Origin of the sequence: Isoptericola sp. b408 (assembly GCF_030588085.1) — a bacterium.
GTDB lineage: Bacteria > Actinomycetota > Actinomycetes > Actinomycetales > Cellulomonadaceae > Isoptericola > Isoptericola sediminis.
Genome location: NZ_JAUQYQ010000001.1, coordinates 727070 through 746295, shown reverse-complemented (window position 1 = coordinate 746295; position 19226 = coordinate 727070). Strand labels below are relative to the sequence as shown.

The window sequence follows — 19226 nt, the reverse complement described above, 5'->3', positions numbered from 1 at the left end:
GGCCGATGCCCAGGGTCGATGCAGCTCAGCGCTGCGCGAGATGCCGCTCGTAGGCCGGGGTGCGCCGGACGGCCTGGCGGTGGGCCTCGTGCGCGGCCGCACGCACGGCCTCGACGTCGAACCGCTTCTCGGCGTCGCGACGCCAGCCGACGTACTGGGTCCAGGCGAGAGGCTCGCCCTCGAGGGCCACGGGCGTCACCCCCGGCTGGTCGAGCAGCAGCGGCTGCACCAGCGCGACGGCGTGGTTGTCCCGCACCTGCTCGATGGCCGAGGCGCGCTCGGTCTCGCTGACCTCACGCGGGGTGAAGCCGGACCGGACGCACGCCGCCACGAAGCACCGCTCGAAGCACCCCTCCCCCGGTGCCGAGAGCCAGTACTCCTCCGCCAGCTCGCCGAGCGGGACGACCTCGTCGTCGGCCAGCCGGTGCGCGTCGGAGAGCAGCACGAACACCGGGTCGGTGAACAGCCGGGTCCACACCACGTCGCCGTCGGTGGGCAGCACCTCGTTCTCGCAGGCGCCGACGAGCGCCAGGTCGAGGTCACCGGCCGCGAGCCGCCGGGTCGCCTCCTGCGCCGACCACGCCGTGAACGATGTCAGCGCGATGCCGGTCAGGTCGGCGCGCAACCGGTTGAGGAAGATCCCGCCCAGCACCGTGGCGACGGTCCCCACCCGGAGCGCGGTCACGACGTCGGTCCGGCCGCTGACGTGGCGGCGCACGTCCTCGCCGAACGCGTCCATGGCCGGCAGGAGCACGCGGGCGTGCCGGAGGACGAGATCGCCCAGCGGGGTGGGCCGGGCACCGCGGCGGTCCCGGACGAACACGGAGCCGCCGAGGGCGTCGTCGATCCGGTTGAGCTGCGCGGTCAGGGCAGGTTGCGCCATCCCCAGCGCGGCGGCCGCGCGGGTCACGCTGCCGTGCTCCGCGACGACGGTCACGAGCCGGAGGTGGCGGAGGTCGATCTCCATACCGGGATGGTATCCCGGGCATCCTGTCGGGGGGATGGATCTGCGGAGTGTGCCTGGTCACCAGGCGGACGCAGCCGCGGGCGACATAGGCTCCTGGGGCAATGGTGCCGCACGACGGCGGGAGGAGTCATCATGGCGGAGCGCGTGACGTTCGCGAGCAGCACCGGACCGATGCTGGCCGGCATCATCGACGAGCCGGAGGGGGAGGTGCGCGGCTGGGGCGTGTTCGTCCACGGCTTCACGCTCGGCAAGGACTCCCCGGCGGCAGCGCGCATCTCCAAGCAGCTCGCGGCCGAGGGCATCGGCATGCTGCGGTTCGACAACCTCGGTCTCGGCGACTCCGAGGGTGACTGGGGCGACGGCTCCTTCACGATCAAGGTCGCCGACGTCGTGCGCGCCGCCGAGTTCATGGCCGACCGGGGCACCCCGGTCGAGCTGCTCGTGGGCCACTCCTGGGGTGGCGCCGCCGCGATCGCCGCCGCGCCCGAGATCCCCGGCGTCCGGGCGGTGGCCTCCGTGTGCGCACCCTTCGACCCCAGCCACGCCGAGAACCACTACGACGACCTGGTCGACCAGGTGCTGGAGGAGGGCAACGCCGTCTGGCAGGTCGGCGGCAAGCGGCTCAACCTCAAGCGCGGCATGGTCGAGGACGTCCGGGACGCCGACCTGGAGCACCGCATCTCCGAGCTCGACACCCCGCTGATGATCATGCACTCGCCCACCGACCAGGTCGTGGGCATCGAGAACGCGAGCAAGATCTTCGCCGCGGCCCGCCACCCGCGCAGCTTCGTCTCCCTCGAGGGGTCCGACCACCTGCTCACGCGACCCGGTCAGGCGCAGCGCGCCGCCCGGATCATCAGCGCCTGGGCGAACCAGTACCTCCGCGAGGACTGACCACCGGACCGGTGCGGGGCGGGCCGGACGGTGCCACAGTTGTCCTTCGTGCAGTCACGCATCCTGCGGCTCCTGGCCGACCGCCGCCGTTCCCCCGAGGTCTCCCCGGCGAGCCTGCGCCGACGGCCCGCGCGAGTGGTCGCCGCCGGCTTCCTCGGCGCCATCGCCGCCGGCACCCTCCTGCTGAGCCTGCCCGTCGCCGCGACGGGGCGGACCGCCTCGGTCGTCGAGGCGTTCTTCACCGCGACCTCGGCCGCCTGCGTGACGGGGCTCGTCGTCGTCGACACCGAGACCTTCTGGTCGCCGTTCGGGCAGGCCGTCATCCTCGTCCTCATCCAGATCGGCGGCTTCGGCGTGATGACGGTGGCCAGCCTGCTCGGGCTGCTGCTGTCCCGGCGCATGGGGCTGCGCACCCGGCTCGTGGCCGCGGAGTCGACCCACACCATCGGGCTCGGCGAGGTCCGCCGCGTGATGATCGGCGCGCTGCAGTTCACCGTGATCGCCGAGGTGCTCGTGGCGACGGTCATCACGCTCCGGCTGCGCATCGGCTACGGCGAGTCCGTCGCCCACGCCACCTGGTCCGGCCTGTTCCACTCCGTGTCGGCCTTCAACAACGCCGGGTTCTCGCTGTACGGCGACTCGCTGATGCGGTTCGTCACGGACCCCTGGGTCTGCCTGCCGATCAGCGCGGCGGTGATCATCGGCGGCATCGGGTTCCCGGTGCTCGTCGAGCTCACCCGGCGCACCACCTCCGGCGACCGCCCCGTGCTGCTGCTGCGCCGCCCCGGGCGCTGGAGCGTGCACACCCGCCTGACGCTCCTCATGACCGCCGTGCTGCTGGCCGTCGCCACCCTGTTCTTCCTGGCCGTCGAGTGGGCCAACCCGCGCACGTTCGGCCCGCTGGACGTCCCCGGCAAGATGCTGGCCGCCTTCACCCAGGCCGTCATGCCGCGCACGGCGGGGTTCAACAGCATCGACACCGAAGGCCTGAACCACGGGTCGTGGTTCTTCACCGACATCCTGATGTTCATCGGGGGCGGCAGCGGCGGCACCGCCGGCGGGGTGAAGGTCGGCACGCTGGCGGTGCTGGCCGTCGTCCTGTGGGCCGAGCTGCGCGGCGACCCCGACGTGACCGCCTTCGACCGGCGGCTCGCCCCCTTCACCCAGCGCCAGGCCGGGACCGTCGCGCTCGTCGCGATGGCCGCCGTCGTCGTCACGACCCTCGCCATCACCGTCACGGTGCCGCCGGAGGTGGTCCCGCTGGACCGCGTGCTGTTCGAGGTCGTCTCGGCGCTGAGCACCACCGGTCTGTCCACCGGCATCACCGGCGACCTGGAGCCGTGGCACCAGTGCCTGCTGGCCCTGCTGATGTTCCTGGGACGCCTCGGCCCCATCACGCTGGGCACCGGGCTCGCGCTGCGCGAGCGCCGACGGCTCTACCGGCGGCCCGAGTCCGCCGTCGTCATCGGCTGACCGGCCGTCGCGGCGGATCAGCCGGCGGGGGCCGGGGCCAGGAACCCGTCGCGCACGAGGTCGCGCACGACGGGCAGCAGCTCGGCGGCGAGGTCGTCCGCCGGCACCTCGAGCAGGGCGCCGAGCGCGCCCAGGATCTGGCCGACGGTCAGCTCGCCGTCGCAGACACCGACGAAGGCCGCCAGGCCGGTGGACGCCTGGACACCGCGGCCCAGCCCGTCGCCCTGGCGCACGATCACCACGTTCGGGTCGCTCGCGCCCGGGGTGAGGTACCGCTCCTCGGTGACGTCGCCGGCCACGACGAGCCGCTCGGCGGCCAGCTCGGCGTCCGAGCGCACCGCCAGCCAGTCGTGCGCGGCCAACGACGCCGCGACGTGCCCGCCCAGCGGCTGCCGCAGCGCACCGTGGTGCTCCTCCAGGCGCCGCAACGTCGGGCGGTCGTCGGCGGCGGGCCGTCGGAGCGTGACGAGGCCGAAGCCGACGCCCTCGACGTCCCGGGAGGCGAAGTCGTCCAGCCAGGCACCGTAGGCCGCGGCCCAGGCCTCGGGCTCCCGGTCCGGCGTCGTGCCGCCGTCGCGGATCCAGGTCTCGGCGTACTCGGCGGGGTCGAGCAGCTCCCGCTCGATCACCCAGCCGTCCAGACCGGACGCGTCGAGCCAGGCCCCGACCCGGTCGGTCCAGGGCTCGCCGCGACGGCGCTCCCAGTTGACGAGCATCTGGGCCACACCGCCCGGGGACAGCACCTCGCCGACGCCGGTGATCAGGTCGCGCACGAGGTCGTCGCCGGCCCGACCGCCGTCGCGGTACTCGAAGGCGCCCAACGTCTCGGAGACGACGGCACCTGCCGCGCCCGCGTGCGGGGTGATGACGAACGGCGGGTTGGACACCACCAGGTCGAAGCGGTCGTCCCGCACCGGGTCCAGCATCGAGCCGGCCCGCAGGTCGAGGTCGGCCCCGGGGGCGTTCAGCGCCGCGTTGAAACGCGTGAAACCCAGAGCGCGCTGCGAGACGTCGGTGGCCACCACCGCCTCGGCGTGCCGGGCCGCGTGCAGCGCCTGGATGCCGCACCCCGTCCCGAGGTCGAGCACGCGCGAGACCGGGGTACGGACCGTCACCTGGGCGAGCGTCGTCGACGCCCCGCCCGCACCGAGCACGTGGTCGGCGGCCAGCCGACGTCCGGTCGCGAGCTCGCCGAGGTCGCTGGCCAGCCACCACTGCACAGGACCGCCCGCGTCCGTGGCGGCGTAGGGACGCAGATCGCAGAGGGCCCGCACCGCGTCCGCGGCACCCGACCCCGCGGCCTCGACCAGACCCAGGGCCTGGGCGCCGGAGGTGCCGACGCCGGGCAGGGCCGCGTCGATCGCACCCCGCGTGACCTCCCGGCCGAGCAGGAACAGCCGGGCCAGCGCCGCCCGCGGGTCTGCCGCGTGCCGGGCGAGCACACGGTCCGCGGGGACGGTCTGCTCGCGGTGCAGCGCCGCGGCGGCCAGCGGGCCGAGCAGGTCCTCGACCCCGTCGACGGTGTAGTCCACCCGCTCCAGCGCCGACCGCAGCGCGGCCGGGTCGCCGGACGCCGACGGAACCGTCACCCGCGGCACCCGCCGTCGAGGTACTGGGTCACCTGGTCGTGGGCGACGGCCGCTCGGGCGGTGTCGGCCTCCGAGAAGGTCAGCGTCATCACGGAGGCGACCTCGTCGGCGTCGTCGGTGTCGACGTCGGCGAGCGCGTCGACGGCGCTGTCCAGGTAGCTGGTCATCCCCGGCCAGCCCTCGACGTCGGGCGCCTCGACCGACGAGATCGCCCGGTAGGCCTCCCGGAAGCCGGACACCAGCGCCCGGGGGTGCTGCTCGTCGATGCCGGCCAGGGCGCGGTTGGTGTCCGCCCAGACCTGCTGCAGCTCCAGGCACTCCTCGTCCACCGACGGGGAGGGCGCGGGGGACTCGTCGTCGCCGTCGTCGTCGCCGTTGCTCATCACGAGGTCGGAACCGATCGAGATGGCGGGCATGGGCTCGGCCGACGCCGACCCGTCCGACTCCTCGCCGCCGCTGCAGGCACCGGCGGCCAGCACGGTCGCGAGCGTCGCCGCGGCGGTGGCGGCGGCTCGGCGGGAACGTCGACGGATGGTCAGCATCGACCCATGGTGACCCACGCCCGGGGCCGTGCGGAAATCGGGCGCGCCGCGCGTGGGCGCCGCGCGCGCGACCTTCCGGGCGTTCCCGGCAATCCGGGCCGGACCCGGCGGACGACGATCAGACGGTGGCTTTGCCCGTCCGGGACCTCACCCGTCCGTCGCCCCGCAGTCGGAGGCGAGATGCTTCGTGACCCGCTCCGACGCCGCCGCCATGGCGGCCGTGTCCAGCTCGGCCATCGCGCCCGCGACGGCCGCCTCGACCTCGGAGGCCTCCGCCTCCTCCGCGGCGTCCGCCACGACGGTCACGTAGGTGGCGACGGTGGACCAGTCGGCGGCCACCTCGGCGGGAGGCGTCAGGCCCGTGAGAGCGTTGCGTGCCGCGACGAAGCCGGTGCGCAGCGACTTCGGCGACTCGAGGTCCATCTGCACCTGGGCGGCGGCGGCACGCGACCACGCGACCTGGGCCGCCGCGCAGGTCTCGGGCGCGGTGGTCAGCAAGGTGGCGTTCGCCTCGGATCCTCCGCCCGGCCCGCTGACGGCGTCGAACCCGGCACCCGCGCCCACGCCGGCGATCAGCGCGGCGGCGGTGACGACGAGCAGGGAGCTGCGTCGGGCGAACCGGCCGCCGGGACGGCTCCTGGCCAGCACGACCCCGCGTCGGCTCATCCCGGCGGCACGATGGGCCACCTTGTCCGCGGCGTCCCGACCGGCGTCGGCGGCCCGCTGCCGGCGGCCCCCGGACCCCTGAGCGGCCGCGTCGTCGCGCTTGCCGCGACCCCCGGCCCCGCCACGCTTCCCGCGCCGCGTGCCCTTCTCCCCTCCCGGGGAGGACGACTGCGGCCCCGCTGCGGAACGGCCACCCAGCACGTCGTCGAGGGCCGGCACGTCGGTGCCGACGGTCGCAGAGGCCCAGGGCGGGGCCACCGGGACCTCCGGGCCGCCGTGCTGCCCCGCGTCGTCCCCGTCCGGATCGGGGACGTCGTGGTGCACGTCGGTCGGCCTCATGTCGGCGAACAGTACCGGGTGACCCCCGGGCACCGAGATCGAGTTGCCCGATCCTTGCCTTGGTGACCTTGACCTGGGACCTGGTTGACCGCCAGATTGTGCGAGTGACATCGACGACGACGGGCATGTGGGTAGCACCCGAGAAGGATCCGCGCGCCACCGGTATCGATCCGGTCGGCGAGAAGGAGACGCTCTGGGAGTACCTCTGCCGCTACCGGATGACCCTCGTGATGAAGTGCGAGGGTCTCGACGCCGACCAGCTGGCGCGGCGCAGCGTCTACCCCTCGTCGCTCTCCCTGCTCGGGCTCGTACGCCACCTGGCCAACGGGGAGCACCACTGGTTCTCCCGCGTGCTCGGCGGCTCGACGGCGGACGCCCCGTTCGAGCGGCCCGGCGTCGAGGACGTCGAGTTCGACGAGGCGGTCGGCACGCCGGAAGCCGTGGCGGAGGCCTGGGAGGCGTGGCACGCCGCGGTCGACGCGGCCGACGAGCTGATGATCCAGGAGGACCTCGACCGGGAGGTGCCGTTCGACGACGGCACCGTGGAGGTGCGCGACGTCGTGATCCACATGGTCGAGGAGTACGCGCGGCACATGGGTCACGCCGACCTGCTGCGCGAGTGCATCGACGGGCGCGTCGGGCTCTGACCTGCGAACACCGTCGTCACAGGCATGCAGCGCATGCCTGTCGTCCTCCCTCCGGGGAGATGCGGCTGCTGCGAGCGTCGTGTCAGGTCGCCGGCGGGTCGGCGGCGAGGATGCGGAGCGCGGCCTGACCGTCGTTCCGGCGTGTCTCGGGAAGGAGACGCCACTCACGGGCGCCGTCGGGGAGGGCTCGTGCCAGTGTCCGGATCCTCGAGCGGTCGGACCCCGCGAACCGTTCGCGCTCGACGAAGGGGTCCTCGATGCAGGCGAGGAGGAGCGCCGCGTCCTGGAGATGTCGTCCCGTGTCCCGGGAGTCGGTGCGGTAGGCGGCGGCCTTGAGGATCGTGGCGCCGATCGCCGACGGGACGCTGATCGTCGTCGACCCCTCGGTGCCGATGGTGAGGCGGGCGTCGACCGTCCGCCTCAGTGCCTGCGTCCCGCCCTCGATCGCCACCATGTCTCGGCCCCGCAACGGCTCCACGACACGAGGTGGAGCATGGTCGGCGATCAGGACGTCGACGACGTCGTCGCCTGCCGTGACGACGTCGACCGTGTCCTCGCTCCGCCGGAATCGGTGAGCCGTCGTGTTGCGCTCGTCGATGGATGTCACCAACCCGTAGCCGATCGACTCGAGGGCACGCGCTGTCTCCGCGACGACGCCAGGGGTGGTCTCGACATGCACGATGATGTCGACGTCGTTCGTCGGGCGCACGATGCCGATCCCCTGATGCACACCGTGGAACTGGGCCATCAGACCGCCGACGAGTGTCCACCGGTCACCCGGCAGGACCGCGGCGAGCTCGGCGACGTTGCACCACGGTGGACCCCACCCACCGGGCGGGCTGGGGATGTCGAGCAGCGGACGATCAGGCACGGTACTCCCCCAACGCTCGCTCCAACGCGTCGCGCCCGGCACTGCGCTCCCGCACGTCGAGGGACTCCGCCAGGTCGACGGCGGCCAGCAGAGGACCCCGGTCGGCGAGCCGGCGGACCACGTCGAGCCTCATGGCCGTGGCCCGCAGCGTGACAAGTCCGTCGTCGTCCCGGGCAAGTCCGTACCGACCGACGAGGCCACCGAGAGCCGACTCCGCGACATAGCCGTCGACGGCATCGGAGGACGCCAGCCCGAGGCGCGACTCGGCCTCTCGCTTGTGCACCACCTCGTGCCGGAGGTGACGCAGGGCGCTGGAGTGCGCGGCGTACCGGAAGACCTGAGCTCTCCCCCGCGATCTCTCGATCAGCTCGTCCACGGAGATCTCGCGAAGACGCTTCGCCAACCGTGACCGCTGGCTCACGCCCAGCCAGTCCGGCTGGTCGCCCTCCAGCAGCGAGATCGCCGCCCATGCCGTGGAGCTCGACCACGCGCGCGTGTGCGAGTCGATGCGCACGGCCAGATGCCTCTCGACGGAGGTCGCATCGACGAGGCCGCGCGCGACCTTCCGCAGCTCGCCGCGCGTCGCCAGGTTCTGGACCTGCCGCACCGAGACGCCGAGCCTCTCAGCGGCCTCCGAGACCGCCATGAACCCGCCCATGACAGAAAGTTTCGCCTTCGCGAATATTTCTGTCAACGCTCGGGCGTCGGCGGCACCGGCGATTCCCGTCGGCCGGCCACGGGGTTCTGCTCGATGGTCGTCGCCGCCTTCGCGGGCGTCGACGCACCGAACGATGCGGTCGGGACGCCGGCACGTGTCACCGTCGGGCAGATGACCTCTGGGCTCCTCCGCCTCTGCGAGGTACCCGAGACGCCGACGCTGCCGGCCGCAGGACCGAAGCCTTGCGACCGGCAGCGTCGGCGCACGAATCGTCAGCGGGACGAGACCGGTGCCGGCTTCTCCTCGACGTCCGAGGTCTCCCCGTCGACGCGGGCTGCCCGCAGCCGCGACAGCACGACCGCACCCATGGCGATGGCGGCCGCCACGCAGGCGATGGCGATGCGCAGCGTGTGGTTCGCGTCCTCACCGGCCGACAGCATGACCACCGCCGGGGCGATGAGCAGCGACACGAGGTTCATCACCTTGATCAGCGGGTTGATCGCCGGTCCGGCGGTGTCCTTGAACGGGTCCCCGACGGTGTCACCGATGACGGTCGCGGCGTGCGCCTCGGACCCCTTGCCGCCGTAGGCACCGTCCTCGACGATCTTCTTCGCGTTGTCCCAGGCACCACCCGAGTTCGCCAGGAAGATCGCCATGAGCACACCGGCGCCGATGGTGCCCGCCAGGAACCCGGCCAGCGGACCGACGCCGAGCCCGAACCCGACCGCGATCGGGGCGAACGCGGCCAGCAGGCCGGGGGTGGCCAGCTCACGCAGGGAGTCCTTCGTGCAGATGTCCACGACGCGGCCGTACTCGGGGCGCTCCTCGTAGGTCATGATGCCCGGGTGCTCGCGGAACTGGCGGCGCACCTCGTACACGATCGCACCGGCCGCCCGCGTCACCGCGTCGATGGCCAGCCCGGAGAACAGGAACACGGTGGCCGCGCCGAGGATGACGCCCACGAGGGTCACTGGGGAGATGATCTCGTAGCTGAGCATCGAGGCCACGAGTCCGTCGGTGGCCACGACCACGCCGCCGAGCGCCGTCTCCACCGCGTCGGCGTACGAGCCGAACAGCGCCGTCGCGGCGAGCACGGCGGTCGCGATGGCGATGCCCTTGGTGATGGCCTTGGTGGTGTTGCCAACGGCGTCCAGGTCGGTCAGCGTCTGCGCACCCTGCTCGTCGACGTCGCCGGACATCTCGGCGATGCCCTGGGCGTTGTCGCTGACGGGCCCGAACGTGTCCATCGCGACGATGACCCCGACCGTGGTGAGCAGACCGCAGCCCGCGAGCGCCACGAGGAACAGCGACAGCCAGATCGACCCGCCCGCCAGCAGGAACACGCCGCAGATCGCGGCGGCGATGATGCCGGCGGTGTACACCGCGGACTCGAAGCCGACGCCGATGCCGGACAGGATCACCGTGGCCGCCCCGGTGCGGGAGGTCGCGGCCACGTGCGCGGTCGGCTTGGAGTCCGTGCCGGTGAAGTACCCGGTGATCCACAGGATGACGCCGGCCAGGACGATGCCCACGAGCACGGCCAGCGAGGCGACCACGCGCGGGTCGGAGGTGACGCCGGCGAGGTCGGCCGTGCCGCCCATGCCCTCGAAGCTGTCCGGCAGGTAGACGAAGGCTGCGACGGCGGCCAGCGCCGCCCCGACCACCGCGGAGATGTAGAAGCCCCGGTTGATGGCGGTGAGCCCGGACTCGTCACCGCGGACGCGGGTGATGAGGACGCCCAGCAGGGCGACGAAGGCACCGATCGCCGTGACCACCAGCGGGAAGACGAGCCCCTGCTCCCCCATCACGGCCTTGCCGAGGATGAGCGCGGCCACCAGGGTCACGGCGTAGGACTCGAAGAGGTCGGCGGCCATGCCGGCGCAGTCGCCGACGTTGTCCCCCACGTTGTCGGCGATGGTCGCGGCGTTGCGCGGGTCGTCCTCCGGGATCCCCTGCTCGACCTTGCCGACCAGGTCCGCGCCGACGTCGGCCGCCTTCGTGAAGATGCCGCCGCCGACACGCATGAACATCGCCAGCAGCGCGGCGCCGAAGCCGAAGCCCTCGAGCACCGCGGGCGCGTCGCCCCGGTAGACGAGGACCACCCCCGCCGCACCGAGCAGGCCGAGCCCGACGACGGACATCCCGACGACGCCACCGGTGCGGAACGCGATCCGGGCGCCGAGCGCACGGCCCCCGGGCAGGGCGGCGGCCGCGGCGACGCGCACGTTGGCGCGCACCGCCAGCCACATGCCCAGGTAGCCGATCGCGGCGGAGAAGCCCGCGCCGACGAGGAACGCGACCGAACGGCCGATGCGCACCCCACCGTCGCCGGGCAGCAGGAACAGCAGCGCGAACACGACGACGGCGAAGATGGCCAGCGTGCGGAACTGCCGGTTCAGGTAGGCCGAGGCACCCTCCTGGACACCACGCGCGATGTCCTGCATGGCGGCGGTCCCCTCGTCGGCCGCGAGGACCTGGCGGCGCAGCGTTCCTGCGCAGACCAGCGCTGCCAGGGCGATCACCGCGATGACTGCGACGATCGTCAGACTGTCGGACCCGAGTGTGAGCATCCGTCCTCCTCGACGTTCTGCCACGCCCCGCCCGGTCGCCGGTGACCGCACGGGAAGCCTGTGAGAGCCCGTCGTCGCCGTTGACGACGGGATGCGCGCGAGTCTACTCATCTGTGATGCCTGTCACGAAATGGTGGGTGACCGGGGCACCGTCCGGCCATAGGATCCGGCCACGACGTCAATGACGACTGATCGGAGCCACACGTGAACTCCCTTGTGCTGATGGTGGTGGGCCTCGCCATGGTCCTCGCCGGGTACTTCCTCTACTCGAAGTTCCTGGCCCGCCACATCTACCGCCTCGACGAGAACTTCCGGACGCCGTCCCACGAGATGCGGGACGGCGTCGACTACGTCCCGACGAACAAGTTCGTCCTGTGGGGCCACCACTTCACCTCCGTGGCCGGCGCGGCACCCATCGTCGGACCCGCGGTCGCGGTGATCTGGGGCTGGCTGCCCGCGTTCCTGTGGGTGACCCTCGGGACCGTGTTCTTCGCCGGGATGCACGACCTCGGCGCCCTGTGGGCCTCGGTCCGCAACAAGGGCCGCTCGATGGGGATGCTGTCCGGCCGCTACATCGGCTCGCGGGGGCGGGCGCTGTTCCTCGTGGTCATCTTCCTGCTGCTGCTCATGGTGATCGCCGCCTTCGCGACGGTCATCAAGAACCTGCTCATCTCCACGCCGACCTCGGTGATCCCGGTCTGGGGCGCCATCGCCGTGGCCGCGATCATCGGCCAGATGATCTACCGCTGGAAGATCAACCTGCCGGTCACCACCCTGATCGGCGTGACCGCCCTGTACGGGCTCATCCTGCTGGGCGACCGCTTCCCCGTCGTGCTGCCCGACTCCGTGCTAGGCATGTCCCCGGCGACGTTCTGGATCGTGGCGCTGTTCCTGTACGCCGGGATCGCCTCGCTGCTGCCCGTGTGGGTGCTGCTGCAGCCGCGCGACTACATCAACGGCGTCCAGCTGTTCATCGGCCTCGGCATCCTGTACCTGTCGGTGCTGCTCGCCAGCCCCGCCGTCGTCGCCCCCGCCGTCAACCAGAACGTGCCCGAGGGCACGCCGAGCATGGTGCCCCTGCTGTTCGTGACGATCGCCTGCGGCGCCATCTCCGGGTTCCACGGCATGGTCGCCTCCGGCACCTCCGCCAAGCAGCTGGACAAGGAGACCGACGCCCGGTTCGTCGGCTACTTCGGCGCCGTCGGCGAGGGCCTGCTGGCGCTCGGTGCGATCATCGCCGCCACCGCCGGGTTCCGGACGCTGGCCGACTGGGAGGCCGTCTACTCGGCGTTCAACGAGGGCGGCGTCTCCGCGTTCATCGACGGCGGCGCGTCGATCGTCAACACCGGCCTGGGCCTCCCCGTGTCGCTGTCGGCGACCATCCTGGCCACGATGGCGGTGCTGTTCGCCGCGACGACCATGGACACCGGCGTGCGGCTGCAGCGCTTCGTGGTCCAGGAGGCCGGCGAGGTCATGGGTGTGACGGTCCGCAAGGGCCTGGCCACGATCGTCGTGCTCGTCGTCGCGGTCGGTCTGACCTTCAGCGCGGGCGGCGACGGCGCGGGCGGCCTGCTCATCTGGCCGCTGTTCGGCACGACCAACCAGCTGCTGGCCTCCCTGACGCTGTCGATCGTGGCCGTGATGCTGCTGCGCCGGAAGCGCAACCCCGTGGTCGTGCTGGTCCCGCTCGTGTTCGTCCTGGCGATGAGCGTGTACGCGCTGATCGTGCAGCTCGGCACGTTCTACGCCGACCAGAACTGGTTCCTGCTCGGGCTCGACGTGGTGATCCTCGTGGCCTCGGCCTGGGTCGCCGTCGAGGCCACGGGTGCGATGATCGCCGCCCGCCGCGGCGAGTTCGACCCGGAGACCGACGAACCGGTGGCCGCCGGGCAGTCCGCCGGGACCACCGCCACCACGCGGGAGTCCTGACGTGGCCGGCACCCTGAGCGCCCTGTCCGCCGGGCTGCGGGAGTTCTACGAGGCGCCCTACCGGCGCACCCTCTCCCGTGCCCGGCGCGACGAGGACGACCTGTTCACGATCGTCGTCCTCGCCGAGGCGCTCGGGGTGCCGAACCCCGCCACGTACTACACCGTCGAGCTGCTGCCGCTGCTGGCCGACCGCGTGCACGAGTGGCACACGCGGCTCGGCATGGACCGTTCCCCGCTGGAGGGAGTCTCGTGCTGCTAGACCTCGCCGCCCGGCGGCAGGTGCTCTTCCTCGGCGGCAAGGGCGGCGTCGGCAAGACCTCCGTCGCCTCCGCCGTCGCCCTGCACCAGGCGCGCCAGGGCCGACGCGTCCTCGTCGTCTCCACCGACCCGGCGCACAACCTCGGCCACCTCTGGATCCGCGAGGTGGGCGACGAGGTCGTGCGGCTCGCCGAAGGGTCCGATGGGCACCTCGACGGCGTGGAGGTCGACCCCGAGCGGACGACGGCGGCGCACCTGTCGGCCGTGCGCACCACCCTCCGGCGGCTGGTGCCCGAGCACCTCGGCGGCGAGGTGGACCGCCACCTCGACCTCGCCCGCGACGCCCCCGGGATGCACGAGGCGGCGGTGCTCGAACGCGTCGCCGACCTCGTGGAACAGGGGACGCAGGAGTACGACCTCGTCGTCTTCGACACCGCGCCGTCGGGGCACACCACCCGGCTGCTGTCGCTGCCGGAGACGATGGGCGCGTGGACCGACGGGCTGCTGCGACGCCGCGAGCGCTCCGAGCGCTTCGGCGCAGCGGCCCAGATGCTGGGCGGGCGCGCCGAGCAGGCCGCCCGGCGGGACGCCGAGATCCGGGCGGTGCTCACCCGTCGCCAGGAACGGTTCGCGCTGCTGCGCGAGGTGCTCACCGACCCCGCCCGGTGCGCGTTCGTCGTCGTGCTCGCGGCCGAGCGGCTGCCCGTGCTGGAGTCGGTCGAGCTGGTCGGCACCCTGGAGGGCATCGGCGTGCCCGTCGGCGGACTGGTGGTGAACAAGCGCTCCCCGGCCGACGCCGGGGACCTGCTGGCCGCCCGCCGGGTCGGCGAGGAGGCGCACCTGGCCACGCTGGGTGAGCACCTGGGACACCTGCCGCGCGACGAGGTGCCGCTGCTGGGCGACGACCTGGTCGGCGCGAGCGCGCTGACCACCCTCGCCGGCCACCTCTGATCCGGCCATCCGCCACCGTGGCAGGATGCGGACCATGCAGGACACCACTCGCACCGTCCCCGACGCCGCCCGCGTACACGCCGAGGACCTCGGCCGGTTCGTCAGCGCGTCCCCGTCCTCGTACCACGCGGCCGCCGAGACGGCCCGCCGCGCGCAGGAGGCCGGGTTCACCCGCCTGACCGAGACCGACGTCTGGGAGGTCACGCCCGGCGGCCGCTACGTCGTCGTCCGGGACGGGTCCGCGATCGCGTTCGTCGTCCCGCCGACGGCGGGCCCGACGACGCCGTTCAGCATCCTCGGCACGCACACCGACTCCCCCGGGTTCAAGCTCAAGCCGAAGCCGACCACGGGTCGCGGCGGCTGGGTGCAGGCCGGTGTCGAGGTGTACGGCGGCCCGCTGCTGAACTCGTGGCTGGACCGCGAGCTCGAGCTGGCAGGACGCGTCGTGACCCGCGACGGCGCCGAGCACCTGGTGCGCACCGGGCCGTTCGCGCGCATCCCGCAGCTCGCGATCCACCTGGACCGCAGCGTCAACGACGGCCTCACCCTGGACAAGCAGCGCCACACCCAGCCCGTGCTGGGGCTGGGCGAGGTCAGCGAGCACGACGTCCTCGGCGAGCTCGCCGCCCGCGTCGCGGGCGGCGCCGTGGACCCGGCCGACGTCCTCGGGTACGACGTGGTCGTCGCCGACACCCAGGAGCCGCGGGCGTTCGGGGCCCGCGGCGACCTGTGGGCTTCCGGTCGCCTGGACAACCTGCTCTCGACGCACTCCGCCCTGACCGCCCTGCTCGCGGCGGAGCCGGACGCCCTCACCGGGGTGGCCGTCGTCGCCGCCTTCGACCACGAGGAGATCGGCTCGGAGTCCCGCTCCGGCGCGGCCGGCCCCTTCCTCGCCGACGTGCTGGACCGCGTGTCCCGGTCGCTCGGTGCGAGCGGCGAGGACCGCCACCGTGCGCTCGCGGCGTCGCTGTGCATCTCCTCCGACGTCGGTCACGCCGTGCACCCCAACTACCCCGAGCGGCACGACCCGGCGAACCAGCCGGTCGCCGGCGGCGGCCCGATCCTGAAGATCAACGCCAACCAGCGCTACACGACCGACGCCCACGGGGCCGCGACCTGGCAGGCCGCGTGCGACGCGGCCGAGGTGCCGACCCAGGAGTTCGTGTCCAACAACACGATCCCGTGCGGCTCGACCATCGGCCCCATCACGGCGACGCGCCTCGGGATCCGGGTCGTCGACGTCGGCGTGCCGATCCTGTCGATGCACTCGGCCCGCGAGCTGACCGCCGTCGTCGACCCCTGGTACCTGATGCGGGCGATGGGCGCGGTGCTGGTGCGCTGACCCGGCCCGGGCGGGTGGCTCAGCGCAGCCCGAGCTTGCTCGTGCAGTGCGGCCACTGCCCCCAGCCAGCGCGCCGCTGGAGGATCTGCGCGCGCTTCGTCTGCTCCTGCGCGCCGTGGTAGTGCGGCAGTCCCGAGCCGCCGACGGCGCGCCAGGTGCTGGACGAGAACTGGTACATCCCGTAGTACCCGTTGCCGGTGTTCAGGCGCACCCGGCCCCCGGACTCGCACTGCGCGAGCTCGCCCCACACGTCGCGCTTCGTGAAGCGTCCCTCGCGCACCCAGCCGGTGCGCCCGCCGGGCAGCTTCACCTTGATCCGGTCCACGTCGCGCTGCGTCGTGCGGGCGCGCTTGACGACGCGCGTCCCGAGGTCGGCATAGGTGATCGTGCGCGACGTCGTGCGGATGTCCTTCGTGACGCGCAAGCGCTTGGTCGTGTAGGTCCGGCCGGTGATGTCGCGCAGCGGGACGGACGTGACCCGCTTCTTGCCGACCCAGCCGACCCGGCCGTCGGGGAGGCGGACCTTGAGCCGCTTCGGGTACCGGTCGAGCACGACGAGCCGGGTGCCGTCGTCGGGGCGCGCGATCGTCCGGCTGCTCGGGCTGCGCTTCACCGTCGTGCGGGCACGGTCGGCCTTGACCCAGCGGTACGTCGTCGTGGTGGCGGTCGGCACGGGGCCGACGGCGGCGGGCGCCGCGGTGGCGGTGGACGGCGCCGCGGCGGCCGAGGCGGCCGTCGCCGGGAGGCCGGCGACGGGGACGAGGGCGACTGCGGTCGCCGCGGCCACGGTCGCGCCGAGCCGCCGAAGGGGTGTGGTCATGGCGACCAGGAAACGATGATCACGATCTGATAACAGCCCCGCGCCGTGTTCCTTCACACAACCCTCGCCGCCACCACGCACCCGTGCTCGGGCGAACCGGACGCCTCCGCACAGACCGACCAGGCCGCGGGTGCCACACTGTCGGCGTGCCGTCCCGCGACCCTGCCGCCGTCCCCGGGGACAACCATCCCCTCGTGGACGTGCTGACCGCGCACGGCGCCCGGGCCGACCGCCTGACGCACCTGCGCACCCTCCCGGCGCGCACCGGGGAGCACGCCGACTGGCCCGCGTGGGCCGACCCCGACCTCGTCGCCGGGTGCCGCGCGCTCGGGGTCGAACGGCCCTGGACCCATCAGGTCACCGCGGCCGAGGCCACCTGGCGCGGCGAGCACGTGGCGCTGGCCACCTCGACCGGCTCGGGCAAGTCCCTGGCGTTCTGGCTGCCCGCCCTGACCGCCGTCCGCGACGCCCGGCGGGCCGCGACGCCCGACGCCGGACGGATCGAGGCACGGCACCGGGGCGCCACCGCGCTGTACCTGTCGCCCACCAAGGCCCTCGCCGCGGACCAGCTCTCCGGTCTGACGGGGCTGCTCGACGCCGCCGGCATCCGCGACGTGCGCACCGCCACCTGCGACGGCGACACCTCGACCGAGGAGCGGCGCTGGGTCGTCGACCACGCCGACGTCGTCCTGACCAATCCCGACTTCCTGCACTTCGCGCTGCTGCCCCAGCACCGCCGGTGGACGCGGCTGCTGCGGGGACTGCGGTACGTCGTCGTCGACGAGGGGCACACCTACCGCGGCGTCTTCGGCGCGCACGTCGCGCTCGTGCTGCGACGCCTGGCCCGGCTGGTCGAGCACCTCGGGGGCGCGGCCCCGACCGTCGTCGTCGCCAGCGCGACGACCGCGGACCCGGCGGTCAGCGCCGCACGGCTGATCGGCGTCGACCCGGACCAGGTCACGGCCGTCACCCGCGACTCCTCCCCCTCGGGCAGACGCACCGTGGCGCTCTGGCGGCCGCCCGAGATCACCGGACCCGCCGTGGAGCGGGTCGGCGCCGACGGCCTCGACCCGGCGGCGGACCCGTGGACGCTGCCGGACCCCCTGGACCGGGAGGCGCACGAGGCCGACGCCGTCCTGACCCCGTCCGGCGAGGCCGAGCACCCGCGCCGGTCCGCCACCGCCGAGGTGGCGGACCTCCTGGCCGACCTCGCCGCGCACGGGGCCCGGACGCTGGCGTTCACGCGGTCACGGCGCGGCGCCGAGTCCGTGGCGCAGCAGACCCGCGACCACCTGCGCCCGGTCTCCACCGAGCTGGCCGGCCGGATCGCCGCCTACCGTGGCGGCTACCTGCCCGAGGAGCGCCGCGAGCTGGAGCAGGCCCTGCGCTCGGGAGCGCTGCTCGGCCTGGCGACCACCAACGCCCTCGAGCTCGGGGTGGACATCTCGGGTCTCGACGCCGTGCTCGTCGCCGGCTGGCCCGGGACCCGGATGTCGCTGTGGCAGCAGGCCGGACGCGCCGGACGGGCCGGCGCCGACGGGCTGGTGGCCTTCGTCGCGCGCGAGGACCCGCTGGACACCTACCTCGTCACGCACCCCGAGGCCGTGTTCGACGCGCCCCTGGAAGCCTGCGTGTTCGACCCCGCCAACCCGTACGTGCTCGCTCCCCAGCTCTGCGCGGCGGCGCAGGAGCTGCCGCTGCGCAGCGAGGGCCTGGCCCGGTTCGGCGACCCGGCCCGGGTCCGCGAGATCCTCGACGTGCTCGTGGCCCGCGGGGCGCTGCGGCGCCGCCCCTCCGGCTGGTACTGGACGCACGCCCAGCCCGCCGCGGACCTGGCCGACCTGCGCGGCAGCGGCGGGCGTCCGGTGCGGGTGGTCGAGGCCTCGACGGGTCGGCTCCTCGGGACGGTCGACGCCGCGTCCGCCGACGGTCAGGTGCACGACGGAGCCGTCTACGTGCACCAGGGCGTGACGTTCGTCGTCGACCACCTGGACCTCGCCGAGCACGTGGCGCTCGTCGCGCGCCGGGACGTCGACCACGCCACCTGGTCGCGCGAGCTGATGGAGATCAGCCTGGCCGAGCCCGGCGACGCCGAGCACCCCGCACCCGAGGGCGCACCACCCGCCCGCGGTCGCGAGTGGGGACCCGTGACCTGGGGTCTCGGCCCCGTGGAGGTCACCAGCCAGGTCGTCAGCTTCCAGCGCCGGCGCATCCCGGACATGCAGGTCCTGGACACCGAGGCCCTGGACCTGCCGGCCCGCACGCTGGGCACGACGGCCGTGTGGTGGTCGGTGCCGGACTTCGTGCTGCGTGCGGCGGGGGTGGACGAGGAGACGGCACCCGGCGCGCTGCACGCCGCCGAGCACGCCGCGATCGGCCTGCTGCCGCTGCTGGCGACGTGCGACCGCTGGGACCTGGGTGGCGTCTCCACCGCCCGGCACCCCGACACCGGCGAGGCGACCGTGTTCGTCTACGACGCCTACCCGGGCGGTGCGGGGTTCGCCGAACGCGGGTACGAGCTCGGGGCGCAGTGGCTGCGGGCCGTCCGGGAGGCCGTGGCCGCCTGCCCCTGCGCCGACGGCTGCCCGGCCTGCGTGCAGTCCCCGAAGTGCGGCAACGAGAACTCCCCGCTCGACAAGAAGGGGGCCGTGCGACTGCTCGACGCCGTGCTGTCCCACGCCCCGGCGGGCGCCCCGACGTCGTGAGACCC

16 protein-coding genes are annotated in these 19226 nt (G+C 73.5%); 8 read left to right on the top strand and 8 right to left on the bottom strand.

Annotation, left to right across the window (positions count from 1 at the left end):
- Positions 1–25: 25 nt before the first annotated feature.
- Complete coding sequence (locus Q6347_RS03425) at positions 26–967, bottom strand: LysR family transcriptional regulator (protein ID WP_304606690.1); 942 nt, start codon at positions 965–967, stop codon at positions 26–28.
- A 132-nt stretch (positions 968–1099) separates the two neighbouring features.
- On the opposite strand from Q6347_RS03425, the gene Q6347_RS03420 reads away from it, so the two are divergent.
- Positions 1100–1861 carry a S9 family peptidase gene (locus Q6347_RS03420; protein WP_304602657.1) on the top strand — a complete coding sequence of 254 codons (762 nt, stop codon included), beginning with the start codon at positions 1100–1102 and terminating at the stop codon, positions 1859–1861.
- 48 nt (positions 1862–1909) lie between these two features.
- The gene (locus tag Q6347_RS03415) at positions 1910–3334 is read left to right on the top strand and encodes a TrkH family potassium uptake protein (RefSeq protein WP_304606689.1); all 1425 of its coding nucleotides are present in this window, start codon (positions 1910–1912) and stop codon (positions 3332–3334) included.
- 17 nt (positions 3335–3351) lie between these two features.
- Here Q6347_RS03415 and Q6347_RS03410 read toward each other — a convergent pair whose 3' ends face one another.
- The 3 genes from Q6347_RS03410 to Q6347_RS03400 form a co-directional block, all read right to left on the bottom strand.
- Positions 3352–4923: a methyltransferase gene (locus Q6347_RS03410; protein ID WP_304606688.1), complete on the bottom strand. Its 1572-nt coding sequence runs from the start codon at positions 4921–4923 to the stop codon at positions 3352–3354.
- Entirely contained in the window at positions 4920–5465 is a 546-nt protein-coding gene (locus tag Q6347_RS03405; RefSeq protein WP_304606687.1) for a hypothetical protein, read from the bottom strand. The genes Q6347_RS03410 and Q6347_RS03405 overlap by 4 nt, the downstream gene beginning before the upstream one ends.
- Positions 5466–5612: 147 nt before the next feature.
- A complete protein-coding gene (locus tag Q6347_RS03400; RefSeq protein ID WP_304606686.1) occupies positions 5613–6470 on the bottom strand; it encodes a hypothetical protein in 858 nt (285 codons plus the stop codon).
- A 125-nt stretch (positions 6471–6595) separates the two neighbouring features.
- On the opposite strand from Q6347_RS03400, the gene Q6347_RS03395 reads away from it, so the two are divergent.
- Complete coding sequence (locus Q6347_RS03395) at positions 6596–7117, top strand: DinB family protein (protein ID WP_304606685.1); 522 nt, start codon at positions 6596–6598, stop codon at positions 7115–7117.
- 82 nt (positions 7118–7199) lie between these two features.
- On the opposite strand, the gene Q6347_RS03390 is transcribed toward Q6347_RS03395, so the two are convergent.
- From Q6347_RS03390 to Q6347_RS03380, 3 genes are all read right to left on the bottom strand, one after another.
- Entirely contained in the window at positions 7200–7988 is a 789-nt protein-coding gene (locus Q6347_RS03390; RefSeq protein ID WP_304606684.1) for a nucleotidyl transferase AbiEii/AbiGii toxin family protein, read from the bottom strand.
- Positions 7981–8646, bottom strand: a complete 666-nt coding sequence (locus Q6347_RS03385; RefSeq protein WP_304602663.1) for a hypothetical protein — start codon at positions 8644–8646, stop codon at positions 7981–7983. The genes Q6347_RS03390 and Q6347_RS03385 overlap by 8 nt, the downstream gene beginning before the upstream one ends.
- A gap of 272 nt (positions 8647–8918) precedes the next feature.
- Entirely contained in the window at positions 8919–11216 is a 2298-nt protein-coding gene (locus Q6347_RS03380; protein WP_171246504.1) for a sodium-translocating pyrophosphatase, read from the bottom strand.
- Between the two features lie 204 nt (positions 11217–11420).
- Here Q6347_RS03380 and Q6347_RS03375 point away from each other — a divergent pair, with 204 nt between their 5' ends.
- Genes Q6347_RS03375 through Q6347_RS03360 form a run of 4 tightly spaced genes read left to right on the top strand, consistent with a single transcriptional unit; the run spans position 11421 to position 15696 of the window.
- Complete coding sequence (locus Q6347_RS03375) at positions 11421–13145, top strand: carbon starvation protein A (protein ID WP_304602665.1); 1725 nt, start codon at positions 11421–11423, stop codon at positions 13143–13145.
- A gap of 1 nt (position 13146) precedes the next feature.
- On the top strand, positions 13147–13404 hold the full coding sequence (locus tag Q6347_RS03370; protein ID WP_171246506.1) for a cory-CC-star protein: 258 nt from the start codon (positions 13147–13149) through the stop codon (positions 13402–13404).
- A complete protein-coding gene (locus Q6347_RS03365) occupies positions 13395–14354 on the top strand; it encodes an ArsA family ATPase (protein WP_304602666.1) in 960 nt (319 codons plus the stop codon). The genes Q6347_RS03370 and Q6347_RS03365 overlap by 10 nt, the downstream gene beginning before the upstream one ends.
- Positions 14355–14388: 34 nt before the next feature.
- The gene (locus tag Q6347_RS03360; protein WP_304606683.1) at positions 14389–15696 is read left to right on the top strand and encodes a M18 family aminopeptidase; all 1308 of its coding nucleotides are present in this window, start codon (positions 14389–14391) and stop codon (positions 15694–15696) included.
- Positions 15697–15715: 19 nt separating this feature from the next.
- Here the strand turns inward: Q6347_RS03360 and Q6347_RS03355 are convergent, their stop codons facing one another.
- A complete protein-coding gene (locus Q6347_RS03355; RefSeq protein ID WP_304602668.1) occupies positions 15716–16516 on the bottom strand; it encodes a transglycosylase family protein in 801 nt (266 codons plus the stop codon).
- Positions 16517–16662: 146 nt separating this feature from the next.
- On the opposite strand from Q6347_RS03355, the gene Q6347_RS03350 reads away from it, so the two are divergent.
- Positions 16663–19221: a DEAD/DEAH box helicase gene (locus tag Q6347_RS03350; RefSeq protein ID WP_304606682.1), complete on the top strand. Its 2559-nt coding sequence runs from the start codon at positions 16663–16665 to the stop codon at positions 19219–19221.
- Positions 19222–19226 lie beyond the last annotated feature (5 nt).

Excerpts from the sequence above, each read along its gene's own strand:
- Q6347_RS03425 (WP_304606690.1), bottom strand. The coding sequence starts at position 967 with ATGGAGATCGACCTCCGCCACCTCCGGCTCGTGACCGTCGTCGCGGAG.
- Q6347_RS03420 (WP_304602657.1), top strand. The coding sequence starts at position 1,100 with ATGGCGGAGCGCGTGACGTTCGCGAGCAGCACCGGACCGATGCTGGCC.
- Q6347_RS03405 (WP_304606687.1), bottom strand. The coding sequence starts at position 5,465 with ATGCTGACCATCCGTCGACGTTCCCGCCGAGCCGCCGCCACCGCCGCG.
- Q6347_RS03400 (WP_304606686.1), bottom strand. The coding sequence starts at position 6,470 with ATGAGGCCGACCGACGTGCACCACGACGTCCCCGATCCGGACGGGGAC.
- Q6347_RS03395 (WP_304606685.1), top strand. The coding sequence starts at position 6,596 with ATGTGGGTAGCACCCGAGAAGGATCCGCGCGCCACCGGTATCGATCCG.
- Q6347_RS03385 (WP_304602663.1), bottom strand. The coding sequence starts at position 8,646 with ATGGGCGGGTTCATGGCGGTCTCGGAGGCCGCTGAGAGGCTCGGCGTC.
- Q6347_RS03380 (WP_171246504.1), bottom strand. The coding sequence starts at position 11,216 with ATGCTCACACTCGGGTCCGACAGTCTGACGATCGTCGCAGTCATCGCG.
- Q6347_RS03360 (WP_304606683.1), top strand. The coding sequence starts at position 14,389 with ATGCAGGACACCACTCGCACCGTCCCCGACGCCGCCCGCGTACACGCC.
- Q6347_RS03355 (WP_304602668.1), bottom strand. The coding sequence starts at position 16,516 with ATGACCACACCCCTTCGGCGGCTCGGCGCGACCGTGGCCGCGGCGACC.